7 protein-coding genes are annotated in these 19,137 nt (G+C 65.1%); 2 read left to right on the top strand and 5 right to left on the bottom strand.

Annotation, left to right across the window (positions count from 1 at the left end; translation table 11 throughout):
* Nucleotides 1-11 precede the first annotated feature (11 nt).
* Together J5M67_RS16675 and J5M67_RS16680 are read right to left on the bottom strand one after the other, a co-directional pair.
* Nucleotides 12-6,347 (bottom strand): hypothetical protein, encoded by a 6,336-nt coding sequence (locus tag J5M67_RS16675; RefSeq protein WP_207886449.1) that lies wholly within the window; start codon nt 6,345-6,347, stop codon nt 12-14.
* A 280-nt stretch (nt 6,348-6,627) separates the two neighbouring features.
* On the bottom strand, nt 6,628-13,038 hold the full coding sequence (locus tag J5M67_RS16680; protein ID WP_207886450.1) for a DUF5801 repeats-in-toxin domain-containing protein: 6,411 nt from the start codon (nt 13,036-13,038) through the stop codon (nt 6,628-6,630).
* A 463-nt stretch (nt 13,039-13,501) separates the two neighbouring features.
* Here J5M67_RS16680 and J5M67_RS16685 point away from each other — a divergent pair, with 463 nt between their 5' ends.
* The gene (locus J5M67_RS16685; protein WP_207886451.1) at nt 13,502-14,170 is read left to right on the top strand and encodes an HAD-IB family phosphatase; all 669 of its coding nucleotides are present in this window, start codon (nt 13,502-13,504) and stop codon (nt 14,168-14,170) included.
* A 54-nt stretch (nt 14,171-14,224) separates the two neighbouring features.
* Complete coding sequence (locus tag J5M67_RS16690; protein ID WP_207886452.1) at nt 14,225-15,265, top strand: TerC/Alx family metal homeostasis membrane protein; 1,041 nt, start codon at nt 14,225-14,227, stop codon at nt 15,263-15,265.
* Nucleotides 15,266-15,332: 67 nt separating this feature from the next.
* Here J5M67_RS16690 and J5M67_RS16695 read toward each other — a convergent pair whose 3' ends face one another.
* The 3 genes from J5M67_RS16695 to J5M67_RS16705 all read right to left on the bottom strand — a co-directional run bounded on the left by J5M67_RS16695 (nt 15,333) and on the right by J5M67_RS16705 (nt 18,956).
* Complete coding sequence (locus J5M67_RS16695; RefSeq protein WP_207886453.1) at nt 15,333-15,743, bottom strand: PA2817 family protein; 411 nt, start codon at nt 15,741-15,743, stop codon at nt 15,333-15,335.
* Between the two features lie 209 nt (nt 15,744-15,952).
* Nucleotides 15,953-16,393, bottom strand: coding sequence for a PA2816 family glutamine-rich protein (locus J5M67_RS16700; RefSeq protein WP_207886454.1), 441 nt, complete (start codon nt 16,391-16,393; stop codon nt 15,953-15,955).
* Between the two features lie 127 nt (nt 16,394-16,520).
* Nucleotides 16,521-18,956 carry an acyl-CoA dehydrogenase gene (locus tag J5M67_RS16705; RefSeq protein WP_207886455.1) on the bottom strand — a complete coding sequence of 812 codons (2,436 nt, stop codon included), beginning with the start codon at nt 18,954-18,956 and terminating at the stop codon, nt 16,521-16,523.
* Between the last annotated feature and the right edge of the window lie 181 nt (nt 18,957-19,137).

Below are 19,137 nucleotides of genomic sequence, written 5' to 3' on the forward strand. Positions count from 1 at the left end.
TGCGCGAACGGTCAGGCGCTGCCGTGCACGATGTCGGTATTCAGCAGGTCGACCCCGACCACGGTGATGGTGGTGGTTTGTCCGCCCGTCTCATGAACCGCGACGATGCTGTTGGCGCCGGTGTTGTCGATCGTGAAGGTGGAAGCCAGGTCGCCATTGAGCACGATTGCGTCCCGGTGGCCCACGGTCACATCGAAGCCGGTGACCTGGTAGGTGTTTTCCGGGCGTACCAGGTCGACGTTGAAGGCGTCGCGCGCCCCGGCAGTGCCCGCCAGCGTGTACTGGAAGGTCGCACCGGCCCCATCGTTGGCAAACAGGTTGGCGGCGAACGAGCTGCTCGCCGGGTCTCCGTCCTTGTCCGTGACCGTGGCGTTGAATGTCAGCTTGACGTCGCTGGCCAGGCTTTCGACCTGCTTGATGAACTCGATCGTCGGCACCTTGATCGTGCCCTTGCCCATGATGAGTTGGACGGCATCGATCAGCTTGCTGCCGACCGTCTGCACGGTGAAGGACTTCTGTCCCCCCGCTTCCGCGTGCAGATCGGCGGCTTGCACCTTGATGGGGGTGCCGGACGTCGTGCCGTCGTTGTAGTAGGCCGTGTAATACAGCTCTTCCGTGGTGGGGTCGTAGCCCTGCACCGAGTTGTCGATATAGACCTTCATGGCTGTCAGCAAGGTCTTGGGATTGACGACAAAGCTTTCGTCACCGGCATTGATGCCCGCCGTGTTGTTGCCCTCCAGGTTGTTGTTGGCGATACCGATGCCGGAGGTGCTGACGTTCATGGCTGCCGAGCCGATGTACGACGGCAGGGGGTTGGTTTGCAGTTGCGCTTCGGTGGGATCGGTCGCCCCGAGTCCGATACCGGTCAGGATACTGTTGGCCCCGGTCTGCGGAGCCAGCGGGTTGGCGCCGAAGAAGACGACCTGTTCGGTGCCGATCGTCAGCGTGCGCACCGGGTCCGGCCCGCCGGCATCCAGCGAGCCGTTGGCACTGCTGAGCACCAGCGTCGAGATGAAGCCCTGTACCAGGTCCAGTGTGTAATGGCCATCGGCAAAGGCGGTCAGCGTGTAGTCGACGCTGGTGTTCGCGGTGGCGGCGTTATTGTCGAAGTCACCGGTCAGCTTCCCTGCAAAGTGGAACGCGCCATTGGCGTCAGGCGACGGCGACTGCTCGGTGAGCGTGCCGGTCCCGGGGGTGGTCGAGTTATCCGGCCTGACCAGGGTGAACCCGGTCAACGCAATATCCAGACCGGCCGCACCCAGCCCGTCGGCGCCATATGCCTTGTCCCAGTATCCGGTCTGCGGAAGGATGCTGCCGGTGCCGATCAGGTTGCCGAAGGCGAGAGTCGGCGTGTCGTCATCGACGGTGATGACCAGTTTCTCGGCCGCGGCGGTAACCGTGTCGCCATCCTTGTCAGTGGCTTGCAGCAGGGTGCCGAGGTTGATGTTGATGTCGTTCTCGTTGTTGCCGCTCGGGTGATCCAGCGGCTTGAGCAGGGTGAAGGTGTAGGCACCTGCTGCGGTCAGGCTCAGCGTGAATACATTGATCGCGCCGGCCTTGGCGGTGAGTGTGCTGCCCGAGACGCTGTAGGTCAGCGCCGTGCCACCGGAGCTCAGCGCCTGCAGGGCACTGGTGTCGCTGGACAGGCTATAGGTCAGCGGCACGTCGGCACCGGACTGGAAGATCCCGGTCACGCTGCCGCTGGCCACTGTAGCCTGGCCGGCCACGTCGCCGATGCCGCCGGGGATGCCACCGGGCAGGCCGTCTTCGTCGACGATGCCGGTCACCGGGGTGCCGGTCGCGGTCGGGGTGTCGTCATCGACGGTGATGACCAGTTTCTCGGCTGCGGCGGTGACCTTGTCACCGTCCTTGTCGGTGGCTTGCAGCAGGGTGCCGAGGTTGATGTTGATGTCGTTCTCGTTGTTGCCGGCCGGGTGATCCAGCGGCTTGAGCAGGGTGAACGCGTAGGCGCCTGCCGAGCTGAGGCTGAAGGTGAACACCGTGGCACCGCCCACCCCAGCCGTGGCGGTGAGGGTGTTGCCTACGACGCCGTAGACCAGCGCCGTGCCGCCCGAGCTCAAGGCCTGCAGAGCACTGGTATCGCTGGCCATGGAGTAGGTCAGCGGCACATCGGCGCCGGAGTGGAAGATGCCGGTCACGCTGCCGCTGGCGACTGTGGCCACGCCGGGGACGTCGCCGATGCCGCCGGCAATGCCGTTGGGTAGGCCGTCTTCATCGACGGTGCCGGTCGCAGCGGTTCCTGTGGCGTCCGGCGTGTCGTCATCGACGGTGATGACCAGTTTTCCACCTGCGGCCGTTACCGTGTCACCGTCCTTGTCGGTGGCTTGCAGCAGCGAGCCGAGGTTGATGTTGATGTCGTTCTCATTGTTGCCGGCGGGGTGATCCAGTGGCTTGAGCAGGGTGAAGGTATAGGCGCCTGCCGAGCTGAGGCTGAAGGTGAAGACGCTGGTGCCGCCCACACCGGCGGTGGCGGTGAGGGTGTTGCCCACGACGCTATAGACCAGAGCGGTACCGCCTGAACTCAGTGCCTGCAGGCCGCTGGTATCGCTGGACAGGCTGTAAGTCAGCGGCACATCGGCGCCAGAGTGGAAGATGCCGGCCACGCTGCCGCTGGCGACTGTGGCCTCGCCGGGAACATCGCCAACTCCGCCGGCGATGCCGTTGGGCAGGCCGTCTTCGTCGACCGTACCGGTCACCGGGCTGCCGGTTGCGTTCGGCGTGTCGTCGTCGACGGTGATGGCCAGTTTCTCGGCTGCGGCCGTCACCGTGTCGCCGTCCTTGTCGGTGGCCTGCAGAAGCGTGCCGAGATTGACGATGATGTCGTTTTCATTGTTGCCAGCGGGGTGATCCAGCGGGCCGAGCAGGGTGAAGGTATAGGTGCCTGCCGAGGTCAGGCTGAAGGTAAACACGGTGGCACCGCCGACCCCTGCGGTGGCGGTGAGGGTGTTGCCCGCGACGCCGTAGACCAGCGCCGTGCCGCCGGAACTCAGTGCCTGCAGGCCGCTGGTATCGCTGGACATGCTGTAGGTCAGCGGCACGTCGGCGCCGGAGTGGAAGATACCGGTCACGCTGCCGCTGGCCACGGTAGCCTCGCCGGGAACATCGCCAACTCCGCCGGCGATGCCATTGGGCAAGCCGTCTTCGTCGACGGTGCCGGTCGCAGCGGCTCCCGTGGCGTTCGGCGTGTCGTCGTCGACGGTGATGGCCAGTTTCTCGGCTGCGGCCGTCACCGTGTCGCCGTCCTTGTCGGTGGCTTGCAGCAGGGTGCCGAGGTTGATGTTGATGTCGTTTTCATTGTTGCCGGCCGGATGATCCAGCGGGCCGAGCAGGGTGAAGGTATAGGCGCCTGCCGAGGTGAGGCTGAAGGTGAACACCGTGGCACCGCCGACCCCTGCGGTGGCGGTGAGGGTGTTGCCCACGACGCCGTAGACCAGCGCCGTGCCGCCTGAGCTCAGTGCCTGCAGTCCGCTGGTATCGCTGGACAGGCTGTAGGTCAGCGGCACATCGGCGCCGGAGTGGAAGATACCGGTCACGCTGCCGCTGGCCACGGTAGCCTCGCCGGGAACGTCGCCAACACCGCCGGCGATGCCATTGGGTAGACCGTCTTCATCGACCGTTCCGGTCGCGGGTGTACCCGTTGCTGTCGGGGTATCGTCATCGACGGTGATGACCAGCTTCTCGGCTGCGGCCGTCACCGTGTCGCCGTCCTTGTCGGTGGCCTGCAGTAGCGTGCCCAGGTTGAGGGTGAGGTCGTTCTCGTCATTGCCAGCTGGGTGATCCAGCGGGCCGAGCAGGGTGAAGGTATAGGCGCCTGCCGAGGTCAGGCTGAAGGTGAACACGGTGGCGCCGCCGACCCCCGCCGTGGCGGTGAGGGTGTTGCCCACGACGCTGTAGACCAGCGCGGTACCGCCGGAGCTCAGCGCCTGCAGGCCGCTGGTATCACTGGCCATGGAGTAGGTCAGCGGCACGTCGGCGCCCGAGTGGAAGATGCCAGCCACGCTGCCGCTGGCGACGGTAGCCTCGCCGGGAACGTCGCCAACACCTCCGGCGATACCATTGGGCAAGCCGTCTTCGTCGACGGTGCCGGTCGCAGCGGCCCCCGTGGCGTTCGGCGTGTCGTCATCGACGGTGATGGCCAGTTTCTCGGCTGCGGCCGTTACCGTGTCGCCGTCCTTGTCGGTGGCTTGCAGCAGGGTGCCCAGGTTGAGGGTGAGGTCGTTTTCATTGTTGCCGGCCGGATGATCCAGCGGGCCGAGCAGGGTGAAGGTATAGGCGCCTGCCGAGGTCAGGCTGAAGGTGAACACGGTGGCGCCGCCCACCCCTGCGGTGGCGGTGAGGGTGTTGCCCACGACGCTGTAGACCAGCGCGGTACCGCCGGAGCTCAGCGCCTGCAGGCCGCTGGTATCGCTGGACATGCTGTAGGTCAGCGGAGCATCGGCCCCGGAGTGGAAGATACCGGTCACGCTGCCGCTGGCGACGGTAGCCTCGCCGGGAACGTCGCCGACGCCACCGGGAATACCACTGGGCAGGCCGTCTTCGTCGACGGTGCCGGTCGCCGGGGTGCCGGCTGCTGTCGGGCCATCGTCCTCGAAGCTCATCTTTGAGCCGATCTCGCCGGTCGCCGTGGCGACCTGGAGCAGCCGGAAGCCGCCGACGTCGAAGTCGGCGTGGTCATTGCCCGACGCGTCGACGGGGGCCCCGTTCTGCACCAGCACGCGGTTGTGATCCAGCAGCGTGGTGTATTCGATCGAGTAGCCGGCCAGGACGCCGGTGACTGTTGCAACCCCGCCGTTGAAGCTGATGGCAATGCTCGGATCATTCACCGAACCATCCGAGTTCTCGATGACCTGCCCGGTGCTGATGTTGATGACACGCACATTGCTGATGGCGATCGCGGTGTCGTTGCCATAGCCGTTGATGAAATTCACGCCCGATTCCACCGCGGTGCTGAACGCGCTGATGGTGACCACCGCACTCTTGCCGCCCTGCAACTGCACGATGTCGAAGGCGGCCTTCTTCGTATTGAGCACGTCGGTGAAATCGATGTTGGCCTCAACGTCCGCTTCGTTCTGGTCCAGGTTGGGGACGGTCACGTCCTGCCGGGCACCGGTGACGAACGAAAACCGTATGCCTTCCTGTTCCACGATCATCTGGTTGTTGGTGCCGAAGGTGGTGGGGCCGCCACCCTGGCTGGTATTGATGGTGTCACCGGTATTGATGTTGGCGCCGGACGACTGGTCCGCCGGGTCCTCGCCGGTGGCGATGATGGTCGGTGTCGATATACGCACGACGTTACTGGCGTCGGTATAGGTGTCCGGATTCGCCGAGGTGAACATCAGGAACAGGTTCTGTCCGGAGGGCGCGTTCTCCAGGCTGAAGGTCAGGTCCTGGCTGGTGCCGATGAAGACCTTGTTCAGCAGGTTGACGGCATCGTCGGGATTAGTGGCGTCCGGATGCTTGAGCGGCTGGTATTCCACGGTCCAGATCTTGCCGCCGGTGGGCGGCGATCCGGTTTCCTGGATATAGGCCGCGAGCACTATCGCGCCGTTCGCGCTACCGGCCCGGCCCACAAGGACGTTGTTGTTGGTCGTATCCGTATAGAGAAGGATGTGGGTGCCATCGAGGGTCTGCAGTCCGCTGTCCAGGCCATTGAGCGCCGCGCCGCCGCTATCGGCGAAGCGGACATCGGTGATGCTGCCGCCGGGCAGTGGGTTGAGGTTGAACGCATCGCTGCCGTTGTCACCGATGGCGCCGGTATAACCACTCAGGGCGGCGCCCGTGGCGGTGCCAGCCCCCAGTGCGGTCAGCCGGTCGGAGAAGGCCGTGGGCAGTGCGGCCAGCAGGATGTCGTTGTCGTCGGCATCGCTCGGAGGAGCTGGCGTGGCTGTGGCGTTCTGCAGCCCGTCGGTTTCGTCCTCGGTGACGGTCACGCCGGTGGCCACAACCACCGGGGAGTCGGTGAAGGAGGCTGTCGCCACGGCCCCGTCAGCGGCGGTCGCGGTGAGCAGGAAGGTCGCGCCGGCCGAGTCGTCGGGGTTCACGTACCACGAGGTGGTGACGCTGCCGTTGGCCTGGCCGTCGAGATCGTCGGGGCCGCCGTCGGTCACGTACCAGGGATCGTGGCCCGCGCCGGAGGTGATGACGATCACGTCGTCGGGCGTACCCCAGATGCCATCCGCACCCGCGCCTGAGGCATGTTGCACCTGGAACCTCAGCGTGCTGCCGGCAGCGAAGCCGCTGGCCGTGATGGTGGCGGTGCTACCGGGTGGGTAGTCCTGCTGGTCGGTGGTGACGGTGGGCGACGCGTGTTTCGTGCGGGTGGTCATGGCGCTCTCCTGGGCAGTAGTACCAACAGGCAGGCCAAGACGGTGGCCCTTCACTGCCACATACCACCACTATGGCGAAGTACCGGAGATTGGGCAGAGGCCGATACTCCCAGGCGGGATGGGAGATTCGGCCTAGCTGACGGACGAGCGAAGGCGTCGCTCCGAAGGCCGCGCGGCGCGGGAGCGTTCATTGCGGATGGGGCGTGCGGACTTTGTCCTGCTGCGGAAAAGGCGAGGGTGGTTTTCCATACCACCCTCGTTCTATCAGGCGCGCGATGAATCAGGCTGCGCCATGCACGATGTCAGTATTGAGCAGATCGACGCCGACCACGGTGATGGTCGTGACCTGCCCGCCGCTTTCGTTGACCGTCACGACGCTGTCGTTGGTGCTGTTGTTGATCGAGAACGTGGAGGCCGGGTCGCCATTGAGCACGATGGCGTCGTGGTGGCCGGCGGTCACATCGAAGCCGGTGACCTGGTACTTGTTCTCGGGCCGCGACAGATCGACGTTGAAGGCATCGCGCGCACCGGTCACGCCAACCAGCTGGTAGTCGAAGATCGAGCCGGCAGCCTTGTTGGCGAACAGGTTGGCGGTAAATGCACTGGTCGCCGAGTCACCATCCTTGTCGGTCACCGTGGCGTTGAACGACAGCTGGACGTCGCTGGCCAGGTTTTCAGTCTGCTTGATGAACTCGATTACAGGGATCTTGACCGTGCCCTTGCCCATCGTGAGCTGGACCGCGTCAATCAGATGCGTGCCGTCCCAGTTGACCGTGAAGGACTTCTGCCCCCCCGCTTCCGCGTGCAGGTCGGAGGCCAGCACTTTGGTGGGCGCGCCCGAGGTCGTGCCATTGTCGTAGTAGATCGTGAAGTACAGCTCTTCCGAGGCGGGGTCGTAGCCGCCCACCGAGTTATCGATATAGACCTTCATGCCCGTCAACAAGGTCTTGGGATTGATGACGAAGCTCTCGTCACCGGTATTGATCCCCGCCGTGGTATTGCCATCCAGGTTGTTGTTGTTGACGCCGATGCCCGAGGTGCTGACGTTCAAGGCACCCGTACCGATATACGACGGCAGAGGATTGGTCTGCAGTTGCGCTTCGGTGGGATCAGGCGCCCCGATCCCTACGCCGCTCAGAATGGAGGTCGGGTCCGGATTCGGATTCGGGGGGGTACCGATCTGCGGAGCTGTCGGAACTGCGTTGAAGAAGACGATCTGCTCGGTACCGATCGTCAGGGTACGTACCGGGTCCGGGCCGCCGGCATCCAGCGAGCCGTTGGCACTGCTGAGGACCAGCGTCGAGCTGAAGCCCTGCACCAGATCCAGCTGGTAGCTGCCATCGGCAAAGGCGGTCAGTGTGTAGTCGACGCTGGTATTGGGCGTGCCGGCGTTATTGTCGAAGTCACCGGTCAGGGTCCCGGCAAAGTGGAATGCGCCATTGGCATCTGGCGAGGGCGACTGCTCGGTGAGCGTGCCGCTTCCGGTGGTGGTCGCGCCGCCGGGTCTGACCAGGGTGAACTGGTCATTCACCAAGGTGATATCCAGACCGGCCGTTCCCGCTCCGTCGGTTCCGAACGAGTGGTCCCAGTACCCGGTCTGCGGAAGGATGCTGCCGGTGCCGACCAGATTGCCGAACGCCAGGCTCGGGCCGTCGTCCTCGAACTTGAAGGCGCCCCCGATGTCGCGGGTTGCGGAGGCGGTGTCGCCATCGCCGTCGGTGATGGTGGCGGTCAGCGTTATCAGGTTGGCTGCCGCCAGAGTAGCCGCGGAAGCGCCGCTCTCAACCGGGTCGAGCGGGTCGTTGTGGATCACCGAATGGCTCTGGACCAAGGTCACGGCGCCGGTGTTGGCGTTGACCGAGATCGTCAGTGCGATGGCTCCAGCCGCATCGGCCAAGCCGCCGGCGGTGCCGACCCGGCCCACGACCGAGCCGCTCTGCAGGAACAGGAAGATCTTGTTGCCCGACAGCGAGTCCACCAGGCCGCTGTCCACGCCACCGGCGGCGCTCACGCCGAGCGCATAGGTGATCGCATCCGCGTCCTGGACATTGTTGTCATCGGCGTCCTTGAAGCCGTCCTTGCCGAAGTCCGAGGTGAACAGGCCGGAGAAGCTGGTGGGGCCGGCGGTGTCCGGAATGTCGGTATCATCGGTGACCATCGGGGGCACTGCCGTCTGGTTGCCACTGATCGTCGGGCCGTCATCCTCGAACTTGAAGGCGGCGCCGATATTGCGTGTTGCCGAGGCGGTATCGCCGTCTCCGTCAGTGATGGTGGCGGTCAGGGTGACCAGGTTGGCTGCCGCCAGGGTAGCCGCGGACGCGCCGCTCTCAACCGGATCGGTCGGATCGTTGTGTACCACCGAATGGCTCTGGACCAGGGTCACGGCGCCGGTGTTGGCAGCGACCGAGATCGTCAGCGCAATGGCCCCGGCCGCATCGGCCAGACCGCCGGCAGTACCGACCCGGCCTACGACCGAGCCGCTTTCCAGGAACAGGAAGATCTTGTCGCCCGACAAGGTATCGACCAGACCGCTGTCCACGCCGCCCGAGGCGCTTACGCCGAGCGCGTAGGTGATGGCATTGGCGTCCTGGATGTTGTTGTCGTCGGCGTCCTTGAAGCCGTCCTTGCCGAAGTCCGAGGTGAACAGGCCGGCGAAGCTGGTGGGGCCGGCGGTATCCGGGATGTCGGTGTCATCGGTGGTCAGGGTGGGCACCGCAGTCAGGTTCCCGCTGATCGACGGGCCGTCATCCTCGAACTTGAAGGCGTTGCCGATGTTACGGGTCGCCGAGGCGGTATCGCCGTCGCCATCAGTGATGGTGGCGGTCAGGGTCACCAGGCCGGCGGCCGCCAGGCCCGCCGCGGAGGCGCCGCTTTCAACCGGATCGTTCGGGTCGTTGTGTACTACCGAATGGCTTTGCACCAGGGTGACGGCGCCGGTATTGGCGGCGACCGAGATTGTCAGTGCGATGGCCCCGACTGGATCGGCCAGACCGCCAGCGGTTCCGACACGACCCACGACCGAGCCACTTTCCAGGAACAGATAGATCTTGTCGCCCGACAAGGTATCGACCAGGCCGCTGTCCACGCCGCCCGAGGCGCTCACGCCGAGTGCGTAGGTGATCGCGTTGGCGTCCTGGACGTTGTTGTCGTCGGTATCCTTGAAGCCATCCTTGCCGAAGTCCGAGGTGAACAGGCCGGCGAAGCTGGTGGGGCCGGCGGTGTCCGGGATGTCGGTGTCGTCGGTGGTCAGGGTGGGTGCCGCAGTCAGGTTACCGCTGATCGACGGCCCGTCATCCTCGAACTTGAAGGCATCACCGATGTTGCGGGTGGCCGAGGCGGTGTCGCCGTCGCCATCGGTAACGGTGGCCGTCAGGGTCACCAGATTGGCGGTCGCCAGACCGGCTGCGGAGGCGCCACTTTCAACCGGATCGTTCGGATCGTTGTGCACCACCGAGTGGCTTTGCACCAGGGTCACGGCGCCGGTGTTGGCAGCGACCGAGATCGTCAGCGCGATGGCGCCGGCCGGATCGGCCAGGCCGCCAGCGGCTCCGACCCGGCCCACGACCGAGCCGCTTTCCAGGAACAGATAGATCTTGTCGCCCGACAGGGTGTCCACCAGGCCGCTGTCCACGCCGCCCGAGGCGCTCACGCCGAGGGCATAGGTGACCGCGTTGGCGTCCTGGACATTATTGTCGTCGCTGTCCTTGAAGCCGTCGTTGCCGAAGACTGGCGCGTTGAACAGACCGGCAAAGCTGGTCGGGCCGGCGGTGTCCGGGATGTCGGTGTCGTCGGTGGTCAGGGTGGGCGCAGCGGTCAGGTTGCCGCTGATCGACGGTCCGTCATCCTCGAACTTGAAGGCGTTGCCGATGTTACGGGTCGCCGAGGCGGTATCGCCGTCGCCATCAGTGATGGTGGCCGTCAGGGTCACCAGGCCGGCAGCCGCCAGACCCGCCGCGGAGGCGCCGCTTTCAACCGGATCGTTCGGATCGTTGTGTACCACCGAGTGGCTCTGGACCAGGGTTACGGCGCCGGCATTGGCGGCGACCGAGATCGTCAGTGCGATGGCCCCGGCCGGATCGGCCAGGCCGCCAGCGGTGCCGACCCGGCCTACCACTGAGCCACCTTCCAGGAACAGGTAGATCTTGTCGCCGGACAAGGTATCGACCAGACCGCTGTCGACTCCACCCGAGGCGCTCACGCCGAGTGCGTAGGTGATCGCGTTGGCGTCCTGGACGTTATTGTCGTCGGTATCCTTGAAGCCATCCTTGCCGAAGTCCGAGGTGAACAGGCCGGCGAAGCTGGTGGGGCCGGCGGTGTCCGGGATGTCGGTATCGTCGGTGGTCAGGGTGGGTGCCGTAGTCAGGTTACCGCTGATCGACGGCCCGTCATCCTCGAACTTGAAGGCATCACCGATGTTGCGGGTTGCCGAGGCGGTGTCGCCGTCGCCATCGGTAGCGGTGGCGGTCAGCGTTACCAGGTTGGCGGCCGCCAGACCGGCTGCGGAGGCGCCGCTTTCAACCGGATCGTTCGGATCGTTGTGCACCACCGAGTGGCTTTGCACCAGGGTCACGGCGCCGGTATTGGCGTTGACCGAGATCGTCAGTGCGATGGCCCCGGCCGGATCGGCCAGGCCGCCAGCGGTTCCGACCCGGCCCACGACCGAGCCGCTTTCCAGGAACAGATAGATCTTGTCGCCTGACAGGGTATCGACCAGCCCGCTGTCCACGCCACCCGAGGCGCTCACGCCGAGCGCGTAGGTGATCGCATCGGCGTCCTGCACATGGTTGTGATCGGCGTCCTTGAAGCCGTCCTGGCCGAAGGCCGCGGTGAACAGGTTGGCAAAGCTGGTCGGGCCAGCGGTGTCCGGGATGTCGGTGTCATCGGTGGTCAGGGTGGGCACCGCAGTCAGGGTGCCGCTGATCGACGGCCCGTCATCCTCGAAGATCATCTTCGAGCCGACTTCCGCCGTCGCGGTAGAAACCTGGAGCAGCTTGAACCCCCCCACATCGAAGTCGGCGTGGTTGTTACCCTTGGCGTCCACGGCGGCGCCGTTCTCGACGAGCACGCGGTTGTGGTCCTGACTCGTGGTGTATTCGATCCTGTAGCCGGCCAGGACGCCGGTGATTGTTGCAACTGCGCCATTAATGGTGATGACGACGCCTGGATCATTTGCCGAGCCATCCGAGTTTTCGACGACCTGCCCGGTGCTGATGTTGATGACGCGAACGTTGGATATGTCCTTCGTTGCATCTCCGGCATAGCCGTTGATGAAGTTCACGCCCGTTTCAGCCGCCGTGCTAAACGCACTGATCTTCACAACCGCACTCTTGCCGCTTTGCAGCTGCACGACATCGAAACTGGCCGTTCTCGCCCCGAACATGGCGGTAAAGTCGATATTGGATTCCAGGTCCGCTTCATTCTGGTCCAGGTTGGGGATGGTCACATCCTGCCGGGCACCGCTGACGAAGGTGAACCGGATACCTTCCTGTTCCACGATCATCTGGTTGTTGGTGCCGAAAGTGGTCGGGCCGCCCGCCTGGCTGGTGTTGATCGTGTCGCCCGTCGTGATGTTGGCACCGCTCGACTGGTCCGCAGGGTCCTTGCCGGTGGCGATAATGGAGGGGCCCGAAATACGCACGACATTATTGGCGTCGGTGACCGTTTGCGGGTTGGCTGTGGTGAACATCAGGAACAGGTTCTGCCCGGAGGGGGCGTTGGCCAGGCTGAAGGTCAGGTCTTGGCTGGTTCCGATGAATACCTTGCCGTCCAGATTGAGAGCATCGTCGGGGTTATTGGTGAGCGGATGCTGGAGCGGTTGGAACTCAACGGTCCATATCTTGCCACCCTCGGGCTGCAGCGGCGTGGCTGGGACTTGTTCGATGTAGGCCGCAAATACTATCGCGCCATTGTCGCCCCCGGCCCGCCCCACAAGGACGTTGTTGTCGGTGGTATCCGTATAGAGAAAGATGGTGGTGCCATCCAGTGTTTTCAGTCCGCTGTCCACGTGAAACAGCAATTTGCCATCGATATCGGTGAAACTGATGTCCTGGATGGTTCCTCCGGCGGCAGCGTTGATGTTGAACGCCTTGCTGCCGGTGTTGCCGACCGCGCCGGTATAGCCGCTCAACGCCTCGCCCGTGACGGTACCGGCCTGTAGCGCGGTCAAACGGGTGGAGAAGGCCGAGGGCAAGGTCAGCAGAGTGTCATTGTCGTCATCATCTCCCGCAGGAGTTGGTGTGGCGGTGTGGTTCTGCAGCCCGGCGGTTTCGTCCAGGGTAACGGTCACACCGGTCGTCTCGATCAGCGGACTGTCGGTAAAGGAGGCTGTCGCCATGATCTCACCGGACGCCGCGGTGAGCAGGAATGTCGCGCCTTCGGAGTCATCGGGGTTCACGTACCACGAGGTGGTGATGCTGCCGTTGACCTCGCCGTCGAGGTCGCCGGGGCCGCCGTCGGTCACGGACCACGGATCGTGTCCCGCGCCGGTGGTGATTTCGATCACGTCATCGGGCGTGCCCCAGATGCCATCCGGGCCGGCGTCCGTGACGTGCTGCACCTGGAAGGTCACGGTGCTGCCGGCGGCAAAGCCGCTGGCCGTGATGGTGGCCGTGCTACCGGGTGCATAGTCTTGCTGATCAGTGCTGACAGATGCGTCGCTCATGGGCGATGCATTTTTCTTATGGGTAGTCATGGTGTTCTCCCGCGCAATTTCCATCGTTGGGGCGGGCCGTAGGCCCTGTACGGCTAGATGCCATCACTATGGGGAAGCGCAGGGGGGATACGCATCGGCGGATACTCCCAGGCGGGATAGGAGTTTCGGACTACTCGGGAAAGGAGCGCGTGGCGAATCCAGGGCGTGCTGCCAGGTCCATTGCTCGCTCGCATAAAAGAAGAATCTGACATTGCCTTGGGATGAATCCCGTTCTTCGGTTTGGGGTGCCGCCTGAGAATGCCTTCGCCCGATTGCGGTGCAATCGCGGTGGCTCCGTTCATCCCGCTGCGAGCGGGCTGAGCGGGAATTCCTGAAGGCGTTCGTTCGAGGCTTCGACGCTCATGCTGTGGCTGGTGCCTTTCCCCAACCTGTCGATTCCAGGCCCCCGGGCTGTCCGCTTCCCGTTCCAGGTCTTGGCGGGCGCCGACGTGGAGTTGCCGAGATGACGGCGCGCACGATCATGGCGCCTCGCAGAGAAACGAGGGTGCTGTCGGTATTCGATTTTGACGGCACGCTGACCCGGCATGACAGCTTCGTTCCGTTCCTCTGGTTTGCCTTCGGTAGCGCCACATTCCTTCGGCGTCTGCCCCGGCTCGCTGCGCCGTGCCTGAAATTCGTGTTCGGCCGACTGGGCCGCGACGAGCTCAAGGCCTGTCTGATCGCGACTTATCTCAGCGGCGTCGAGGCGGCCTGGTTGTCCGCGCGGGCCGAGGCCTACTGCCGGTCTGTCTGGCCTTATCTGCTGCGTTCGGCGGGCTTGCGCTGCGTTGAGGCTGAACTTGAGTCAGGCGCCGAAGTCACCTTGTGCTCGGCGTCGCCGACCTTGCTCCTGCAGCCGTTTGCCGAGCGGCTGGGCGTCGGGCTGATCGGCACCGAGCTGGAAGTGCAGGGCGGCCGGCTGAGCGGCCGCATCCTCGGCGGCAACTGCCGCTGCGAGAACAAGGTCCTGCGCCTGGTGGCCGTCTACGGCCCGCTGAGCTTCTACCGGTTGCGCGCCTGGGGCGACACCCGGGGCGACCACGCCTTGCTGCGCGCAGCCCAGGACCCGCACTGGCGGGCTTTCCATCCGCCATGGCGGCGCATTCCCGGCCCACCCCGGCCGGCCATCTGACTCAATCCATCGCCGGGATAGTCCGGCTGAACTCCCATCCGGAGAAATGCAATCGTGGAACTGACACCCTTGGGCTTTCCCCCGCTGACCCTGGCGGTTTTCGTTGGGTTGGCACTGGCCGCCCTGTTGCTGGACATGGTGACGCATCGTGACGACCGGCCCATTTCCCTGGCACGGGCGGCGGGCTGGTCGATCTTCTGGGTCGGGATTTCCCTGGCTTTCGCCGGTTTCCTCTATGTCCAGCACGGCGCGCAGGCGGCCAGCCTGTTCCTGACCGGCTATGCCCTGGAAAAGGTGCTGAGCGTCGATAATCTGTTCGTGTTCATGGCGATCTTCGCCTGGTTCAAGGTGCCGGACGGGCTGCGTCATCGCGTACTGTACTGGGGCATCCTTGGCGCCATCGTCTTCCGTGGCATCTTCGTGGCCATCGGCACCGGCCTGTTGGCCCTCGGCCCCTGGGTCGAGATCATGTTCGCGCTGATCGTCGCCTGGACTGCCGTGATGATGCTCGCGGGCGGCGGTGGCGACGATGAAGAGGAGGATTACTCCCGGCACCTGGCCTATCGATTCGCCAGCAGGCTCTTTCCGGTCTGGCCAAAACTCTACGGGCGCCATTTCTTCGTGGCTCGCCGGACGCTCGAAGTGGAAGCCCATAGAACCGAGAACAAGGACCTGAGCCTGGCCGCCAAGGGGGCGCTGTTTGCCACCCCGCTGTTCCTCTGCCTGGTCGTGGTGGAGGTTTCCGATGTGCTGTTCGCCTTCGACTCGGTGCCGGCGGTGATCGCGGTGAGCCGTGAGCCACTGATCGTCTACTCCGCCATGCTGTTCGCGATCCTGGGCCTGCGGACGCTCTACTTCGTCCTCGAAGCGCTCAAGCGTTACCTGGTCCACCTGGAGAAGGCGGTCGTGGTGCTGTTGTTCTTCATCGCCGCCAAGCTGGGCCTGAATGCCACCGATCACCTGTTCCACCACGGCTACAGCATCGATGCCAACACCAGCCTGATCATCGTCCTGGCCGTTCTGGGGGTAGGGATTGTGGCCAGCCTGCTGTTCCCGGCAGAGGAAGAGGTGGCGGGCGAAGTCTCTGACCATTGAGACCACCCGGTGCCTGAAACGAGAAAGCCCGCGCGATGCGGGCTTTCTCGTTCAAGCGAACGGCGAATCAGTGCTTGGGCGTATCGTCCGGCAGGGCGAGCAGCTGCTTCTCGCGGTTCCAGTCGAAGGGCTCGCCGTTCTCTTCGGCTTCGAAGCGGCGCTCGTCGAGCTGCTGGTACATCTGCAGTTCTTCGTCGGGCATGAAGTGCAGGCAGTCGCCACCGAAGAACCACAGCAGGTCGCGCGGGACCAGGTGGGCAATCTGCGGGTAGCGGTGGAAAACCTGGCTGATCAGGTCCTGACCCAGGTACTGGGCGCCTTCCGGGTCAAGTGGCAGTTCGGCCATCAGCTCGTCGAAGCGCTCGAGGAACAGGCCGTGGTTGTCTTCCGGCACCTGCTCGGCTTCGCCCAGGGCGCCGAGGATCATGCGCAGGTGGTTGAGCAGGGCAAGGTGGTGGTCGAGATAGGCGTTGGCCATGGTGCTTCCTCTGGGACAGCGTTGAAACGGCTGCGGAGTATATAGCGTTTCACCGCCTCTGCCGCGCTGAGAGCCTGTCCACGATCCGCTGTGCGTCGGCATAACTGCGTTAAAAACAGGCTCGGACTGCTCATTTACAGCTCGTAAACTCCGCGTCCTCGCCTGTTTTTGCCTTGTTCTGCTCTAGCTCGCGAGATCGTGAACAGGCTCTATGGGCGGAACGGTCGCGACTGGATCTGCCGGCGGCGGTTGTCGATCTGCATCTGCTGCTGGTCGAGCAGGCGTTGCTGTTGCTGCAATTGTTGTTGCTGAAGCTCGATCTTCTGCCGCTGGATCATCTGGTCGCTCTGCTGGCGTTGCATGTCGCGCAGGCGCTGGCTGTCCTTCTGGCGCTGGAGGTCGTCCTGCTGGCGCTGGAGACTGTCCTGCTGGATTTCCAGGCGCTGGCTTTCGTACTGCAGGCGCTGGCGGTCCTGCTCGTATTGGCGCATCTCGCGTTGCAGGCGCAGGTCGTTCTGCTGTTGCTGGATGGGGTCGATGACCGGCGTGGGGGGCGCAACCGGCTGCGGCCGGCTGGGGTAGAGCCAGGAGTCTGCCTGGGCGCCGCTGGCGAGTAGTAGCGTCAGCAGCAGGGGGAGGCTTGGGTGCATGGCGCGTTCTCCATGACGGGAATAGGTCCAGTGTGCACCCTGTGACCACGGGTGGCACTGCTGTGCGTCGGTAAGGCCGCAAAAGGAAAGGGCGCCCGCAGGCGCCCTCGAATCCGTGGCGGGTGCTTCAGCCGGCCTTGTTGCCCAGCTCCTCCTGGGCGAAGTCGTCCACGTCGATCACGGCGCGGCGTGCCCGCTCGGCTTCATGCAGGGCTTCGGCCTCGCTGCCTTCGAGCACCCCGGCATCGCGTGCGGCGTCGATGGGCGACTGGCCGGCGGCAGGGCTGACCCGGCCATCGCGCAGCGCCTGGTGCAGTTTTTCCTGCAGCGGGGCCACTGCGGCGAGTTGCTCGTAGGCGACGCCGAGCTTGCCGACCGGGTCCTGCGGGTCGCCGGGCAGGAAGGCGCCAGCGAGGATGGCTTGCAGCGCCGGGTCCTGCAGCGGAGCGCCAAGGATGGCGGCGACCTCGGCGTCGAGCTTGTCGCCCGGGCCGCGATGGCGGCGGCCCAGCGGCAGCACCAGCACGCGCAGCAGGCAGGCGAAGGCGCGGTTGGGGAAGTTGTCGATCAGCCCGGCCAGCGCCGCCTCGGCTTTTTCCAGGTTTTCTTCCAGCGCCCAGCGCAGCAGCGGTTGCAGGTATTCGGGATTGTCCAGGTCGTGGTAGCGCTTGAGCGCCGCGGAGCCCAGGTACAGGTGGCTGAGCGCATCGCCCAGGCGCGCCGACAGGCGTTCGCGGCGTTTCAGCTCGCCGCCCAGCAGCATCATGCTGACGTCGGCGAGCAGGGCGAAGGCCGCGGCCAGGCGGTTCAGCGCGCGGTAGTACGGACGGCTGACGCGGTCGCCCGGCACCGGGTCGAAGCTGCCCAGGCCGAGGCCCAGCAGCAGGCTGCTGGCGGCGTTGCTGACGGCGAAGCCGATATGGCTCAGCAGCAGTTCATCGAATTCGCGCTCGGCCTGGTCCTGGTCATCACGGCGTGCCAGCTCCATTTCCCTGAGCACGTATGGATGGCAGCGGATGGCGCCCTGGCCGAAGATCATCAGGTTGCGCGAGAGGATGTTGGCGCCCTCGACGGTGATGAAGATCGGCGCCGACTGCCAGGCGCGCCCCAGGTAGTTGTTCGGGCCCATGATGATGCCCTTGCCGCCATGGATATCCATGGCATGGCCGATGCATTCGCGGCCGCGCTCGGTGAGGTGGTACTTGAGGATGGCCGAGAGCACCGAGGGTTTCTCGCCCAGGTCCACCGCATTGGCGGTCAGGATGCGCGCGCTGTCCATCATCCAGGCGTTGCCGCCGATGCGCGCCAGGGCTTCCTGGATGCCTTCGAAGGCCGCCAGCGGGACGTTGAACTGCTCGCGGATGCGCGCATAGCGGCCGCTGACGTAGCTGCCGGTCTTGGCCACGCTGGTGCCCACCGCCGGCAGGGAGATGGAGCGGCCTACCGACAGGCAGTTCATCAGCATCATCCAGCCTTTGCCGATCATCGGTTCTCCGCCAATGATGGCGTCCAGCGGCACGAACACGTCCTTGCCCGAATTCGGCCCGTTCATGAAGGCCGCGCCCAGCGGTACGTGGCGGCGGCCGATCTGCATGCCGGGGGTGTCGGTGGGGATCAGCGCCAGGGTAATGCCCAGGTCCTCTTCCTCGCCCAGCAGGTGGTCCGGGTCATGGCACTTGAAGGCCAGGCCGAGGAGGGTGGCCACTGGGCCGAGGGTGATGTAGCGCTTTTCCCAGTTCAGGCGCAGGCCGAGCACTTCCTCGCCGTTCCACTGGCCCTTGCAGACGATGCCGGTGTCGGTCATGCCGCCGGCGTCGGAACCGGCCTGCGGGCTGGTGAGGGCGAAGCAGGGGATTTCCTCGCCGGTCGCCAGGCGCGGCAGGTAGCGCTGGCGCTGCTCGTCGGTGCCGTAGTGCAGCAGCAGTTCGGCCGGGCCCAGGGAGTTGGGCACCATCACGGTGGAGGCGAGGTCGCCGCTGCGGCTGGCGAGCTTCATCACCACCTGGGAGTGGGCGAGGGCGGAGAAGCCCTTGCCGCCGTATTCCTTCGGGATGATCAGGCCGAAGAAGCCCTGCGCCTTGATGAAGGCCCAGGCTTCGGGCGGCAGGTCCATGCGCTGGGCGATGTCATGGTCGCTGACCATGGCGCAGAGCTGTTCGGTGGGACCGTCGACGAAGGCCTGTTCCTCCTCGGTCAACTGCGCCCGGGGATAGCCGAGCAGGGTGTTCCAGTCCGGACGGCCGCTGAACAGCTGGCCGTCCCACCAGACGGTGCCGGCTTCGATGGCCTCGCGCTCGGTGTCCGACATCGGCGGCAGGGTCTGCTTGAACCAGGCGAACAGCCGTGAGGTGAACAGGCTGCGGCGCAGGTCGGCGGCGAGCACGGTCATCGCCACCACCGCCCAGAGCAGCCAGAACAGCACCATCCAGCCGTGGGCGTGGCTGAACAGGCTCATCAGCACCAGGTACACGGCGGTGATCCCGAGCGCCTTGAGCGGCGCGGCACGGCGGTGCGCGAACCAGGCGACGCCGAGAATCAGGACGAGCAACCAGATGAACAGCATGGGGATTCCTCCATGACAGTCCGCCGCAAAGGCAACAGGCCGCGGCGGGCTTGGTGACGAAAGGGGCGCGGGCAGGGGAGCCGGCCTGCCGCAATGTTCCGCAAGCTTAGACCGCCGCACATGACCATTGGCCGCATGGCCGGACAGCTTGGCCGGATCGCCGTGCCTGCCGGGTGCGCCC

It is taken from the genome of Pseudomonas sp. 30_B (assembly GCF_017491605.1).
Classification (GTDB): domain Bacteria; phylum Pseudomonadota; class Gammaproteobacteria; order Pseudomonadales; family Pseudomonadaceae; genus Pseudomonas.